General features: G+C 62.2%; 16 protein-coding genes. 10 read left to right on the top strand and 6 right to left on the bottom strand.

Going from position 1 to position 13,975, the window contains the following annotated elements:
- Nucleotides 1-23 precede the first annotated feature (23 nt).
- The 5 genes from ACZ5J0_RS05885 (at nt 24) to ACZ5J0_RS05865 (ending at nt 5,462) form a co-directional block, all read left to right on the top strand.
- The gene (locus ACZ5J0_RS05885; RefSeq protein WP_464094388.1) at nt 24-725 is read left to right on the top strand and encodes a DUF4245 domain-containing protein; all 702 of its coding nucleotides are present in this window, start codon (nt 24-26) and stop codon (nt 723-725) included.
- A gap of 68 nt (nt 726-793) precedes the next feature.
- The gene (locus ACZ5J0_RS05880) at nt 794-1,408 is read left to right on the top strand and encodes a carbonic anhydrase (protein ID WP_464094387.1); all 615 of its coding nucleotides are present in this window, start codon (nt 794-796) and stop codon (nt 1,406-1,408) included.
- An 87-nt stretch (nt 1,409-1,495) separates the two neighbouring features.
- Entirely contained in the window at nt 1,496-2,923 is a 1,428-nt protein-coding gene (locus ACZ5J0_RS05875; RefSeq protein WP_464094386.1) for a class II fumarate hydratase, read from the top strand.
- 185 nt (nt 2,924-3,108) lie between these two features.
- The gene (locus ACZ5J0_RS05870; protein ID WP_142939874.1) at nt 3,109-3,795 is read left to right on the top strand and encodes a TetR/AcrR family transcriptional regulator; all 687 of its coding nucleotides are present in this window, start codon (nt 3,109-3,111) and stop codon (nt 3,793-3,795) included.
- Nucleotides 3,792-5,462 (top strand): MDR family MFS transporter, encoded by a 1,671-nt coding sequence (locus ACZ5J0_RS05865; protein WP_142939875.1) that lies wholly within the window; start codon nt 3,792-3,794, stop codon nt 5,460-5,462. Before ACZ5J0_RS05870 ends, ACZ5J0_RS05865 begins: the two co-directional genes overlap by 4 nt.
- Before the next feature lie 2 nt (nt 5,463-5,464).
- Here ACZ5J0_RS05865 and ACZ5J0_RS05860 read toward each other — a convergent pair whose 3' ends face one another.
- Nucleotides 5,465-5,941 carry an NUDIX hydrolase gene (locus ACZ5J0_RS05860; protein WP_142939876.1) on the bottom strand — a complete coding sequence of 159 codons (477 nt, stop codon included), beginning with the start codon at nt 5,939-5,941 and terminating at the stop codon, nt 5,465-5,467.
- A gap of 126 nt (nt 5,942-6,067) precedes the next feature.
- Complete coding sequence (locus ACZ5J0_RS05855) at nt 6,068-6,619, bottom strand: prepilin peptidase (RefSeq protein WP_142939877.1); 552 nt, start codon at nt 6,617-6,619, stop codon at nt 6,068-6,070.
- Between the two features lie 61 nt (nt 6,620-6,680).
- Here ACZ5J0_RS05855 and ACZ5J0_RS05850 point away from each other — a divergent pair, with 61 nt between their 5' ends.
- Together ACZ5J0_RS05850 and ACZ5J0_RS05845 are read left to right on the top strand one after the other, a co-directional pair.
- On the top strand, nt 6,681-7,442 hold the full coding sequence (locus ACZ5J0_RS05850) for a hypothetical protein (protein WP_142939878.1): 762 nt from the start codon (nt 6,681-6,683) through the stop codon (nt 7,440-7,442).
- Nucleotides 7,443-7,474: 32 nt separating this feature from the next.
- The gene (locus ACZ5J0_RS05845; protein ID WP_464094385.1) at nt 7,475-8,119 is read left to right on the top strand and encodes a GNAT family N-acetyltransferase; all 645 of its coding nucleotides are present in this window, start codon (nt 7,475-7,477) and stop codon (nt 8,117-8,119) included.
- A gap of 127 nt (nt 8,120-8,246) precedes the next feature.
- On the opposite strand, the gene ACZ5J0_RS05840 is transcribed toward ACZ5J0_RS05845, so the two are convergent.
- Both ACZ5J0_RS05840 and ACZ5J0_RS05835 read right to left on the bottom strand, forming a co-directional pair.
- Entirely contained in the window at nt 8,247-9,641 is a 1,395-nt protein-coding gene (locus tag ACZ5J0_RS05840; RefSeq protein ID WP_142939880.1) for a PhoH family protein, read from the bottom strand.
- A gap of 237 nt (nt 9,642-9,878) precedes the next feature.
- Nucleotides 9,879-10,640: an isoprenyl transferase gene (locus tag ACZ5J0_RS05835; RefSeq protein WP_142939972.1), complete on the bottom strand. Its 762-nt coding sequence runs from the start codon at nt 10,638-10,640 to the stop codon at nt 9,879-9,881.
- A gap of 150 nt (nt 10,641-10,790) precedes the next feature.
- Between ACZ5J0_RS05835 and trhA the strand changes: the two genes are divergently transcribed.
- Nucleotides 10,791-11,432 (top strand): PAQR family membrane homeostasis protein TrhA, encoded by a 642-nt coding sequence (gene trhA / locus ACZ5J0_RS05830; protein WP_223942080.1) that lies wholly within the window; start codon nt 10,791-10,793, stop codon nt 11,430-11,432.
- A 47-nt stretch (nt 11,433-11,479) separates the two neighbouring features.
- Here the strand turns inward: trhA and ACZ5J0_RS05825 are convergent, their stop codons facing one another.
- Nucleotides 11,480-11,764, bottom strand: coding sequence for a hypothetical protein (locus ACZ5J0_RS05825; protein WP_464094384.1), 285 nt, complete (start codon nt 11,762-11,764; stop codon nt 11,480-11,482).
- 106 nt (nt 11,765-11,870) lie between these two features.
- Complete coding sequence (mca, locus tag ACZ5J0_RS05820) at nt 11,871-12,776, bottom strand: mycothiol conjugate amidase Mca (protein ID WP_464094383.1); 906 nt, start codon at nt 12,774-12,776, stop codon at nt 11,871-11,873.
- Nucleotides 12,777-12,849: 73 nt separating this feature from the next.
- Between mca and ACZ5J0_RS05815 the strand changes: the two genes are divergently transcribed.
- Entirely contained in the window at nt 12,850-13,308 is a 459-nt protein-coding gene (locus ACZ5J0_RS05815) for a DUF4307 domain-containing protein (protein WP_142939884.1), read from the top strand.
- A 154-nt stretch (nt 13,309-13,462) separates the two neighbouring features.
- Nucleotides 13,463-13,957, top strand: a complete 495-nt coding sequence (gene greA / locus ACZ5J0_RS05810; protein WP_142939885.1) for a transcription elongation factor GreA — start codon at nt 13,463-13,465, stop codon at nt 13,955-13,957.
- Nucleotides 13,958-13,975 lie beyond the last annotated feature (18 nt).

Raw genomic sequence — 13,975 nt, 5'->3', positions numbered from 1 at the left:
CCCGGATAAGGGATCATGGAGGGGTGAGTGAAACGCAGGACAGGCCCGCAGCAGAGAACCCATCCGAGGCTGCAGCGGCCAATCCCACCGATGCCCAGGTAGCCCCGGATGCCCCCTATAAACCCGTCATTGCGGCGAAAGCTGCCAAGCGGGCCAACGCTTCTGTCATCGGCATGGTCATTGCGTTGTTGGTTTGTGTCCTGGCTTTTCTTCCCATCGTTTTGATGAACCCGGCGCCCAAGGGCGAGGGATTCCGCCCTGATGTTGACGTCGCGGCCATCGCCCGCAACGCCACAGGTGTGGCGGGATTCACACCCGTCACCCCGGACGTCGGCGACACATTCAAACCCAATTACGCCCGGTGGGAGTCCGGCACTGGAAGCGGCGTACCTACCTGGGAGATCGGGTTCCTCACTCCCAAGGAAAATTTCATTGGCCTCACCCAGACCAATCAGGCGAACCCCACGTGGGTTTTGCAGCAGACAGAGAACCTCCCTGTGACCGGAACCCGTAACGCTGGTGGCCAGGAGTGGGAACTGCGGGACTCCGGCAAAGAAAAGCGGAGCATGGTCTTGGAGTATCGCGGCACCACCATCGTCCTGAGCGGCACGGCTAAGCTCGATGAGTTCGCAACCCTGGCCGCCGCCGTCGTGAAGTCCGCAGAGCAGGCACCGCCTGCCAGCGTTCCGGCTACCGCAACGTCGTCTCCGCAGCCCTCCGCCTGAGAAGCCGTCCGGTTTATCACGCGCAACACTTTCACGGACTGCGGTGTCCGCGTCGTAAAGTAAGGCTCGTGCCTACTTACCTGACTCCAGCCCTGGCGTGGCGCCGTCTCCGCGAGGGCAACGAACGTTTTGTTTCCGGCGAATCCCTGCACCCCAACCAGGATGCTTCGCGACGCTCTTCTCTGATTGAGACCCAGAACCCGTTTGCCGTGATCTTCGGCTGCTCGGATTCCCGGCTCGCTGCAGAGATCATTTTTGACCTTGGCCTCGGTGACGCCTTCGTGGTGCGCACCGCCGGCCAGGTTATTGACGATGCCGTCCTGGGTTCACTCGAATACAGCATCAGCGAACTCCGTGTTCCATTGATCGTCATCCTCGGCCATGACAGCTGCGGTGCGGTCAAGGCCACCAAGTCGGCCGTGGAAACGGGCGAGATGCCTCCGGGCTTTATCCGCGACCTCGTGGAGCGCATTACACCGTCGGTCCTGACGGCCAGGCGCAATAACCAGGACGACGTTAACGACATGGTGGTGGAGCACGTGAAGCAGACCGCTGCCCGCCTGGCTGACAGCTCACGTGTGATTTCGGACGCCATCGACGACGGCCGCGTTGCCGTGATCGGCCTGTCCTACAAGCTGGACGAAGGCCGCGCGGCCCTCGTTTCCGGGATCGGCAAGCTCTAGGAGGACGTGCTCCGGCCTCAGGGCCGGAGCACGTAGCACTCCCCTCCGGGTTTTCTGTGAGGCGTCCAATCGCCATAAGCTAGCCCCATGACTTCCACCACTGAGTTCCGTATTGAACATGACACGATGGGCGAAGTTCGCGTCCCCGTGAACGCCCTGTACCGCGCCCAGACGCAGCGTGCTGTGGAGAACTTCCCGATCTCCGGCAAGACGCTTGAGCGCACACACATTGAGGCCCTGGCCCGCGTGAAGAAGGCAGCTGCACTGGCGAACGCCGAACTGGGGGTGCTCGATGGTGAGCTCGCCGAGGCTATCGCTGCCGCTGCCGATGAGGTTGCCACCGGTAAGTACGACGGCGACTTCCCGATTGACGTCTTCCAGACCGGCTCGGGCACTTCTTCGAATATGAACACCAACGAGGTCATCGCCGAGCTTGCATCGCGCGCCCTCGCGTCCGCCGGGAGCGACAAAGTTGTCCACCCGAACGACCATGTGAATGCCTCACAGTCCTCCAACGACGTCTTCCCCACGTCCGTGCACGTTGCCGCCACCTCGGCCCTGATCAACGACCTCATCCCGGCCCTGGAATACCTGGCAGCGTCCTTGGACCGCAAGGCAGTTGAGTTCAAGGACGTCGTGAAGTCCGGCCGCACGCACCTCATGGACGCCACGCCGGTCATGCTGGGCCAGGAGTTCGGCGGCTACGCCGCCCAGGTCCGCTACGGCATTGAGCGCATCAACGCAGCACTCCCCCGCGTTGCTGAGGTCCCCCTCGGCGGAACCGCCGTGGGCACGGGCATCAACACCCCGGCCGGGTTCCCGGAACGTGTGATCGAACTGCTGGCAGCTGACACCGGCCTGCCGCTGACCGAGGCCCGCGACCACTTCGAAGCACAGGCTAACCGCGATGGCCTGATCGAGGGTTCCAGCCAGCTGCGCAACATCGCGATCTCTTTCATGAAGATCAACAACGACCTCCGCTGGATGGGCTCCGGCCCCAATACCGGCCTTGGCGAAATCGCCATTCCGGACCTCCAGCCGGGCTCGTCCATCATGCCGGGCAAGGTCAACCCGGTCATCTGCGAAGCGTCCATCATGGTCTGCGCGCAGGTGATCGGCAACGACACCGCCATCGCCTGGTCCGGCACCAACGGCGCCTTTGAGCTCAACGTCGGCATCCCCGTCATGGCCGCCAACCTGCTCGAGTCCATCCGCCTGCTGGCCAACACCAGCCGTGTCATGGCCGACAAGATGATCGATGGCATCACCGCCAACGTTGAGCGCGCACGCTTCCTGGCCGAGGCTTCCCCGTCCATCGTGACCCCGCTGAACAAGTACATCGGGTACGAGAACGCTGCCAAGATCGCCAAGATCGCCGTCAAGGAAGGCCTCACCATCCGCCAGGCCACCGACAAGCTCGGCTTCGTCGGCGAGGGCGAAGGTAAGGTCACCGAAGCAGAGCTCGACAAAGCCCTGGACGTCACCACCATGACGGCCCCGGCCCACAAGGCCTAGCCCTAAGGTTCAATACCTGAAGCACGACGACGGCCGGTACCTTCCGCACGGAAGGTGCCGGCCGTCGTCGCACCCGGAGTTTTTGTACAGCTAACGCCCCTAAGGCGCCCCCTAAGGGTCATTAGCTGTACAAAAACTCCACTGTCTTTTTGCACTATTGAAATAAGAGTGCAAAACTTTACTTTGTGAGCAATAGTGCAAATATCGACGGCGGCCTCCGCGAGCGCAAGCGGGCTGCCACGCGGACGGCGATCACCGCCGTCGCGCGTTCCATGACCGCTGAGCATGGCCTCAACGGTTTTACGGTTGAGGAAGTCTGCGAGGCGGCGGGGATTTCGCGCCGGACCTTCTTCAACTACTTCCATTCCAAAGAAGACGCCGTGATCGGCTCATTTTCGGATGAGTTGCCGACGGATGCGCTCGAAGTATTCAACCAGAACACTTCCCGCACGCCGGACAGCATTTCCGGAACCCTTCTTGCTGCGCTGCATGTCCTCACAGTGACCCTGATGGAGCGCTCCTCCATCAGCCGCGCAGAGGTTCAGCAGTTCATCGCGGCCATCACTGCCGAGCCGCAGCTCCTGGCGCGGCTCACTCTTGAAGGTGAGGCCCGCGAGCGCCAATTTGCGGAGCTGGTCGCCGCCCGTGAGGGCCTGGACCCTGATCATCCCGAAGTCATGACGGCAACGGTGTTATTCGGGGCAGTATCCAAGAAGACCGCGCAGCAGTTCTTCTCGGAGGACAACGAGCGCCCCTACCGCGGGATCCTCGAACAGAACCTCAACGCCGCACGCAAACTCTTTGCCCAGCCGCTGGCCACGAACCACCAACTGGGCCCCAACCCCCTTGAATCCTCGAAGGACCCCGCATGAGTACACTCTCCAAGGCAGCTGAACCTCTGCTGTTGACCCAGAAGCGAATCTGGATCATCTTCTCGGCACTGATTGCAGGCATGCTGCTGTCCAGCCTCGACCAGACCATCGTCTCCACTGCCATGCCGACGATCGTGGGCAAGCTGGGCGGCGTTGAGCACCAGGCGTGGATCACCACGGCCTATCTCCTGGCAACCACCATCGTGATGCCCATTTACGGCAAGTTCGGTGACATCCTGGGCCGGCGAAACCTGTTCCTTGTAGCTATTGCCCTGTTTACGCTTGCGTCCGTAGGCTGCGCGTTTGCCACCGATTTTTGGGGCTTTGTCATCTTCCGCGCCATTCAGGGCCTGGGCGGCGGCGGACTCATGATCCTTTCGCAGGCCATCATCGCCGACATCGTTCCTGCCAAAGAACGCGGCAAGTACATGGGCCCGTTGGGCGCCATCTTTGGTCTCTCCGCCGTGGCCGGACCCCTGCTGGGTGGGTTCTTCGTTGACCACCTGACCTGGGAATGGGCTTTCTACATCAACATCCCCATCGGCATCGCCGCGTTCATCACCGCCTGGTTCACCCTGACGCTGCCTAACAAGAAGGCCGAGAAGAAGATCGACATCCTCGGCGTCCTGTTCCTCTCCGCTGCCACCACGTGCCTCATTTTCTTCACCGACTTTGGTGGCAAGAAGGATGAGGGCTGGGACTCGCCCCTTACATGGGCGTTTGGCGCCGGCATGGTCCTGGCTGCGGTTCTCTTTGTGATGGTCGAGCGTCGCGCCGAGGACCCCATCATTCCGCTGAGCCTGTTCAAGAACCCCATCTTCATTAACGCAACGGCCATTGGCTTCACGCTGGGCCTGGGCATGTTCGCGGCCATCGCCTTCGTTCCTACGTTCCTGCAGATGTCGTCCGGAACCTCCGCTGCCGAATCAGGCCTGCTGATGCTGCCCATGATGGTTGGCCTGATGGGCACGTCCATCTACTCCGGTATCCGCATTTCCAAAACCGGCAAGTACAAGATGTACCCCATCCTGGGTGCAGCGCTCACCATCGCTGCCATGCTGTGGCTGACCACGCTCACGGCGGCAACCCCTATCTGGGTTATCTGCGTTCAGCTCTTCATCTTCGGCGCGGGCCTTGGACTGATCATGCAGGTCATCGTCCTGGTAGTGCAGAACTCTGTTCCGGCGGACCAGATCGGTACGGCTACCAGTACCAACAACTACTTCCGTGAAGTAGGCGCTTCACTGGGCGTGGCCGTCTTCGGAGCAATCTTCACCAACCGCTTGGCGGAGTCCCTCACTGAGGCCTTCACTGGGGCCGGGGCCTCTGCCGAGCAGGCCTCGCAGTCCACCAGCACGCTGGACCCCCAGGCCTTGGCACAGATGCCTGAACAGCTGCGCGATGCGATCGTCAACGCCTATGCCAATTCACTGGCACCGGTGTTCTGGTACCTGGTTCCGTTCATCGCCATCGCGCTGATCCTGGCCATTACTCTGAAGCAGATCCCGCTCTCCGATACCGCCGGCATGGTGGCACGCGGCGAGGCTGTGGGCGGGGACGAAGCTGACCGTCTGGAGGCAGAGCGACTGGAGACTGCGCGTTTGGAAGCCGATCTGGCGGCGTCGGAGGGATTCGACAAGGATCGTGCTGACGCGGGACGCCAGTAACGCTAGTCCTCCACTTGGTACGCCACGGGGCCTTCGGGCTCCGTGGCGAGCCTGATGGCCTCAAGGTTTCCGGCGCTCATGTCCGGAAGCTCGTCCAACGCGAACCACCCCACTGCCAGTGATTCGTCATCGTTGACCTGCGCCTCGCCGGAGATGTACCGGCACCGGAACGTGATGTCCAGGAAGTCGCACACGTCGCCGTTGGGGAAGGTCACCGGCCCCACAACTCCGACGCCGATGATGCGCTCAGTCTCGGCCACCACCGCTGTTTCCTCGAAGATTTCCCGCACGAGCCCGGGTGCAGGATGCTCTCCCGGTTCCAGCATTCCGGTGATGAGCGTCCAATGGCCGTTGTCGGCGCGTTGACCCAACAACACCCTGCCATCGTCATCAAACACCACTCCCCGCACGGCCGGCAGCCAGAGGGGGTCGTTACCGATCTTCTCCCGTAATCTGAGCACGAACTCGGGTGCACCCATGGTGTCAGTTTTCCTTCAATTCGATGGTGGCCTTGCCTAAAGCATGACCCAGCACGGTTAACACCGAGAAGACGGGGAGCGTTGCAATTTGGCCGCAGTTAGCCCGGAACGAGCGCTTGCATGGTTTCACGCTGGAAGGATCAGCATTGCGGCAGCCGCGCCTGCCAGCATGAACGGGCCGAACGGGATGGCCGAGCTCAGCGTGCCTCGCCGGGCCACCAGGATACCCAGGCTCCACAGCCCTCCCAACAGGAAGGCCGCGAACGTCCCCGCAAAAATGTGGCTCCATCCCAGGTAGCCCAGATAGAGGCCCAGCACTCCGGCCAGCTTCACGTCGCCGAAGCCCATCCCCGGCGGGTGAACGAGCCGCAGCACGAAGTAGAAGAGCCAGAGCACGGCACCGCCAGCAATCACACCCAGGCCGGGCACACCAAAGAGCACAGCCGCCGATGCGCCCTCCGTGGGTGCATCGGCGAAGTACGCCAGTAGGGCCGCCGCCAGCAAGAGCGTCCCGGCGACCGCATAGGCCGGGAACACGATGCGATCGGGCAACAGGTGGCTCCGGACATCTATCACCGTCAACCGCACTGCCGTGACCACGAAGTACACGCATGCGGCCACTACCAGCCAAAAGCCGATCGGGCTGTCCGTCCAGAGGTCTGAGAGTCGTCGAATCACCTTCGGATGCTATCCCGCTTTGACCGTCCGACCCGCTTGAACGCTTGGGTAAACTGTGGATATGGGGCGCTATAGTGCAGCAGGACCGGGTTTTGACTTGTCCTCCACATTCCGCAATCTTTGCCGTTCTTCGCCGTGGAAGTGGACCAGCCTCCGCTTCGAGTACCTTGAACGGTCCGCGCCCAAGGCCACCTTGGTCCGGGCATGGCTCAGGCGCCCGGGTGCACTGCGCCTCGAAACCCCGGACGGCCAACTTCTGCACAGCACCACCGGCATCAACGACTCCCGGGATGATCTTTACGTCAGTTCCACGCGCCGTTCGTGGCTTCTGCCGGCTCATCTTGTGACGCCCGTTTATGACGACGCCGGCCTCGTCCGCCGGCGTCCCGAGGCCGCCTACGGGGAACCCTCCTTTGGGAATGGCCGCCTCGCCGCCGCGCTGGATCCCGTGGAACTTGCCGGCAAGGCACCGGTCCCCCTGGAATTCCCGGACACCAACCCCGTCTTCCTCGAGCAACCCCGCGAGGTGGACCATGAGGGCCGGCTGGCCCTGGAAACCATCGTCACGCCCAGCCGCACGTACGTCCCCTCGGACCCAACGGAACCCTTGGCACACCCCGGCCGGACCATGATCAGGATCGACACCGCCACCGGCGTTTGCGTCGCCAGTGAAAGCCTGGACGGAGACTCCGCAGGCAAGGGCCACTGGCTCAGGATCCTTGCCGTGGACGAGTACATGCTGGACGACCTTTTCCTGGCGGAATCGATGAACCTCACGGACGTCCGGCGCCACATCTCTTGGGACATAGGCCCCGCCGCCTAAGAGCCACACGCCATCCGCGCTAAGCTACGGCGATGACATCGCTGGCAGAAATATGGCCCCCGTTCGGACTCACCCTCACCACCCCGAGGCTGACCCTCCGTCCCGTTCTGGACGACGACATCCCGGCCGCCGTGGCTGCGGCCCGCTCCGGCGTGCACCGACCCGGCAAGAGCCCATTCAGCGTGCCGTGGGCAGAACTTCCAGAGGACGAGCTCGCCCCGAACATGGCCCAGTGGTACTGGCGCTGCCGGGCCAATTTCACCCCCGCCTCATGGACTCTCCTCCTAGGAGTCTGGAACGACGATGAGCTTCTGGGCGTCCAAGACATCGGTGCCAAGAACTTCAACACCCTCAAAACGGTCAGCACGGGCTCATGGCTCAAGCAGTCCGCACAGGGCCAGGGCTTCGGCAAGGAGATGCGTGCCGCCGTCGTCAGCTACGCCTTCGATTACCTGAATGCGGAAGTAGCCGCCTCCGAGGCAGCCGTCTGGAACCAACAATCTCTGGGCGTCTCCACCGCCCTGGGCTACGAACTCAACGGCATCTTCCGCGATGGCTGGGGCGAAAAAGTGGAAGAAGTCCAAAGGGTCCGCCTCACCCCCACCACCTTCAAACGCCCCACCTGGACCCTCACAGTACAAGGCCACGAAGCCTTTTCCCAATATATAGCCATCTAGCAACTTCCGGCGGGGCGCCTGACAAGGCGAAGGCCAGGCATCCGGCAGCGTGCGTCAAAAGCGAGGAACGAGCTAGCACGCAGAGGATGTCTGGCCTTCGCCGTAGGTGGGCAAAGCGTCGATGGGGTTAGATTTCAGCCCCTTCGAGCAACTCCGTCACCAGGGCCGCAATAGGCGACCTCTCGGACCGGGTCAGCGTGATGTGCCCGAACAGCGGGTGGCCCTTGAGCGTCTCCACTACAGCTGCGACGCCGTCATGCCGCCCTACGCGGAGGTTATCGCGCTGGGCGACGTCATGGGTGAGGACAATTTTGGAGTTTTGTCCGATGCGGCTCATGACGGTCAGGAGCACATTCTTCTCGAGTGATTGCGCTTCATCCACAATCACGAAGGCATCGTGCAGGGATCGTCCGCGGATGTGGGTCAAGGGCAGGACTTCGAGCATGCCGCGGTCCATGACTTCTTCCACGACTTCCTGGCTGACCAATGCCCCGAGGGTGTCGAACACGGCCTGCGCCCACGGGTTCATCTTTTCCGATTCGGAGCCAGGGAGGTAGCCGAGTTCCTGGCCGCCTACCGCGTAAAGGGGGCGGAACACCACCACTTTGCGGTGTTCCTGGCGTTCCAGGACGGCTTCCAGGCCCGCGCAGAGGGCTAGTGCGGACTTGCCGGTGCCTGCGCGGCCACCGATGGAGACGATGCCCACGGCGGGGTCCATGAGGAGATCGATGGCCAACCGTTGTTCTGCTGAACGTCCGTGGAGTCCGAAGACGTCACGGTCGCCTTTGACGAGCCGGACCTGCTTGTCTGCCCCAACCCGGCCCAGCGCGGAGCCGCGGTTGGAGAGGAGAACGAGTCCTGTGTTGACGGGCAGTTCCGCGGCTGCGGGGATAAAAGCTGGTTCGTGGCCGTAGAGGGTAGTGATTTCTTCCTCGGTGGCGTCCACTTCGGCCATGCCCGTCCAGCCGGAGTCTTTGACGAGTTCGTTGCGGTACTCGTCAGCTTGAAGTCCCATGGCAGAGGCTTTGACGCGCATGGGGAGGTCTTTGGACACGACGGTTACGTTGTGGCCCTCGTTGGCCAGGTTCTTGGCGACAGCCAGGATGCGGCTGTCGTTGTCTCCCCCACGGAATCCTGCGGGCAACACTTCCGGGGAGATGTGGTTCATTTCCACCCTGAGCATTCCGCCGTCTTTGCCGATGGGGATGGAATGGTCCAGTCCGCCGTGTTCGATTCTGAGGTCATCCAGGAGCCTCAGCGCTTTCCGGGCAAAGTAGCCCAGTTCGGGGTCGTGGCGTTTCCCTTCCAGTTCGCTGATGACCACGATGGGGACAATCACCTCGTGTTCGGCGAAGCGCAACAGTGCGTGTGGATCGGATAGCAGGACGGACGTATCGATCACGTAGCTGCGGCCTGTGGCGGATGGTGTGGTCCGCCCTTGTGGTGAGACCCGCTTGGCGCGAGAGGTAGCTGCACTTTCCCCGTCGGAAACCATTGCGGGCAGTTGCTCAGAAATAGCCACATCGACTCCAGCCCCGGGCAGTTCGCCCGGCCTAATGGTGAAGCGGCTCGGCCGGAAGGCCGGGCGTGGCCTCCCATGTAACTGGTGCGATAGTCCGCTCCATATACTGGCCTCCCCGATCAGCGGGCGGTTTTGCCTGCTGATGGGATTAACGTAATCCTCAGCACATTCATTTCCGCAATCCACGCCCGGCAAGTCGCATGTCCGACTCGTTAAATTCTGGTAAACCGGGGTCGCTTACGCGCCGAACCGCCGCTGGCGCCCGGCATAGTCCCTGAGCGCACGGAGAAAATCGACCTTCCGGAAGGCCGGCCAGAGAGCTTCGCAGAAGTAAAACTCGCTGTAGGCGCTTTGCCACATGAGGAAGCCTGAGAGCCGCTGCTCGCCTGAGGTTCGGATCACGAGGTCCGGATCGGGTTGGCCGCGGGTGTAGAGGAACCTGGAGATGTCGTCCACCGAAAGTTCATTTGCGACGTCGGACATGCTGCGTCCTTTGGCGTCGGCGTCGTGCAGGAGTTCGCGTACGGCGTCGACGATTTCGCGGCGGCCGCCGTAGCCCACGGCCACGTTCACGTGGATTTTTTCGTGGACGGGGGTGCGGGCGGTGAGTTTGTTGAGGCGCTCGGCCAGGTAATCCGGGAGGAGTTCCGGTGCGCCCATGGCGTGGACGGAGACGTCTTCGTCTTCGTCAAGGCGGTCCATGGTGTTGGCGATGATGCCCATGAGCAGGTCCAGTTCTTCGCCGGAGCGGCTCATGTTGTCCGTGGAGAGCATGTAGAGGGTGACTACCTTGACGCCGAGTTCCTGGCACCAGCCGAGGAACTCGTGGATCTTGTCGGCCCCAGCCTGGTGTCCTTGGCTGGTGGGCGCATTGAACTGCCGGGCCCACCGACGGTTTCCATCCACCATGACGCCGATATGCCGCGGGATTCTGTCTTGCTTGAGGGAACGCAGTAGCTTGCGCTCGTAGAAGCCATAGAGGAAACCGGGCAGCTCCACCGGACTCACCTGACTTCCTTACTTGTACGACGACGGCGCACATCCAAGGCTACCGTCCCCAGCTGCCGCCCCGGTGCAGTCGCCAGTCAAATTCGGCCCGCTCTTTGTTACCAGTGGGTAACTTACCGAAACGTAAGTTATTCTTGTCCCATGGCTGAGATCCTCGAAACCAAGCCCCTTTGGCGTGGCTGGATCCACGCCGTCGCCGCTCCCTTCGCACTCGCTGCAGGGATAATCCTGGTGACCGTCGCCCCTACCCCGGACCGCAAGATCACGTCAGCCATTTACGCGTTGACGGGCTTTCTGCTGTTTGGCGTCAGCGCCGTTTACCACCGCGGAAACTGGTCACCCAAGGTCCGGATGCTGCTCAAGCGACTGGACCACACCAACATCATGCTGGTGATCGCTGGTAGCTACACGCCTCTAGCGTGGTCCCTCCTGGAACGCTCACAGGCCGTGACCCTGCTGTGGCTGGTGTGGTCCGGAGCCATAGTTGGCGTTCTTTTCCGCATTCTGTGGACGCACGCTCCCCGCTGGCTCTATGTTCCGGTCTATATTGCCTTGGGCTGCGGAGCTTTGTTCTATCTGCCCCAGTTCTTCACTGCCAACGCCCCTGCAGCGATTCTCATTTGCGTGGGCGGCGCGCTGTACATTGCCGGCGCTGTCTTTTACGCCATCAAGAGACCGAACTTCAGTGCCCGGCACTTCGGCTTCCACGAGCTCTTCCATGCCTTCACGGTGCTGGCATTCGCCGCGCACTTCGTGGCGATCATGATGGCAGTGCTGAGCTAGGCCTGCTGCGCGCCCTGGCTCGCTGCTTCAGTCCCCTGGAGCCGGATTCAGCGGCCTCGAGGGCCGCTTTCGCCGCCCTCCTCAGCCGAGCTGCCGGCGTCGTCTCCAGCTTCGGCAGCCAGGCGCGCTTCCTCAACCTGTGCGCGGTAGCGGACCCGCCGAATCCTGCGAACCATGTCCACAATCAAAAACGTGGTCAGAATCACAATGAAGGCCGTGAGGACGAAGCCCCACGTACCGGGCGTCACCTGATCCTCGGACAGGCCAGGCCGCAGCGTGCCCGTGGGATCAGGCGACGGAGTGACGGTCAGGGCAAGAATCAAGTGATGCACTTTCAAACCTTCTATGGGAGCTGATGCGTGCCGACTGGCAGCGCGTGGCCGGTAAGCCGGCTGGTCACACAGTAATTTCTACGAGCGATAGAAACTTCTGGCTTTCCTATCTTATCCCCGCGAACAGGTCCTTTTCCGGCAGCTCTGAAGGGACCCGGGACTTGATCAGGGTGTAGTCCTCCCATGGCCACGTCGACCGCTGCAGATCCGGTGACACTGCGAAGAAGAAGCCGAGGGGGTCGATCTGGGTCCTGTGTGCACGCAGCGCATCATCCCGGGCCTCAAAGAAATCACCGCATTCAACCTGGGTGGTGGTCCGGCGCCCTGCCTCCGGTGCAGTGTGGCCTTCTGCGTCGGTCTCCAGCCACGCAGCCAGCCGCTCGGCATAGGGAGATTGCAGACCCGCTGCTTCCAACGCAAAATGCAGCGCACGGAACCGATCCGGGCTGAAGGCGCGGTCGTAGTAGAGCTTGCTGGGCGCCCATGGCTCACCCATGCCGGGATAGCGCCCGGCATCGCCAGCGGCCTCAAAAGCTTCCACGGCAACCTTGTGGGCCATGATGTGGTCCGGGTGCGGGTAACCACCGTTTTCGTCATAGCTGAGGATGACGTGCGGCTTGAAGTTACGCACCAGCCGCACCAAGGGCGCAGTGGCGCGCTCCAGCGGCTGCAAGGCAAAGCAACCGGGCGGCAGCGGCGGGAGGGGGTCACCTTCGGGAAGGCCCGAGTCCACAAAGCCCAGCCAACGCTGCTGGATTCCCAGTACGGCGGCTGCGTTTGCCATCTCGATGCGACGGGCGCCGGCCATGTCCCGCTTGGGGTGGGGGGCCTCTTCCATGGCGGGGTTCTGGATGTCTCCGCGCGAGCCATCCGTGCAGGTGGCAACCATGACGTCCACTCCGGCAGCGGCGTACATCGCCATGGTTGCAGCGCCCTTGCTGGACTCATCGTCCGGGTGGGCGTGGACGGCGAGCAGCCGGAGCTGCTGGTCGGAACTGCTGGACGCTGTCACGTGACGGCTCCTCTTTCATGGATCGAGCTTGGGGGCGGTGATGGGGCGCCGGGATCGGCACTAAACTGGATGGGTGACTTCAGAGGACCTATCGGCCACCCGAGTACCGGCAAGCTCCAGCCTAGCCAATCGTTACGGCGGTCAAAAGCGCGCCATGACGCGCAAGACCAAGCGGAACATCGTCATCGCCGCCTTGGTCCTGGGGATTGGGTTCGCCGCCTACGTGGCAACGGGCTCCGCGCAGGCCCCGGTCACGTTCAAGGACATTGGGTACAGCACGGTGGACGACACCCAGGCAGAGGTTGATTACCAGGTCACAAAGTACCCCGGAGCTACCGCTAAATGTGCCATCAAGGCCTTGGATTCGAAGTTCGCGGTGGTGGGCTGGAAGGTAGTGGAAATCGGGCCCAACGATCCCCAGGATGATCCCGACGGCGGCAGCACCACCGCGCAGCGAACTGTCCTAAGGACCGAGTCCCCGGCTGTCTCGGGAGTGGTGGACAACTGCTGGATCGTGGACAGCGGCAAATAGCATCTCGTGTGAGCCAGGACTCAACCGGTTTGGGTTCGTCCAAAGGATTTACTACAATGGATGAAACCTTCACCCCGTTAAGTTGGTTACTGAGTATCACGAGTGGCCACCTCGGCGGGGTCTTTTTGCATTGTCAGATCTAGAGGAGAAATCCGTGTCTACCACCAACAGCGCCACTGCAGCTTGGCTCACCCAGGAAGCATTCGATCGCTTGACGGCTGAGCTGGACCACCTTTCCGGCGCTGGCCGGGCGGATATTGTCCAGAAGATCGAAGCTGCCCGCCAGGAAGGCGACCTCAAGGAAAACGGCGGCTACCACGCAGCCAAAGAGGAGCAGGGCAAGATCGAGGCACGTATCCGCCAGCTCACCGCCCTTCTGCGCGACGCCCATGTGGGCGAGGCCCCAGCAGATGACGGAATCGTTGAGCCCGGCATGCTGGTCATTGCCCGCATCGCCGGTGACGAAGAGAAGTTCCTTTTGGGTTCGCGTGAAATCGCCGGTGACTCGGACATTGACGTCTTCAGCGAGAAATCGCCCCTGGGCGCAGCGATCATCGGACACAAGGAGGGCGACAAGCTCAGCTACATCGCTCCCAACGGTAAGGAAATTCCGGTGGAGATCGTTTCGGCCAAGCCGTACGCAGGCTAAGCGGCGGCTCACCCGGCC

It is taken from the genome of Arthrobacter sp. DualSoilB13 (assembly GCF_055389195.1).
The sequence above is the reverse complement of the archived record's forward strand: the minus strand, read 5'-3'. Positions and strand labels throughout refer to the sequence as shown.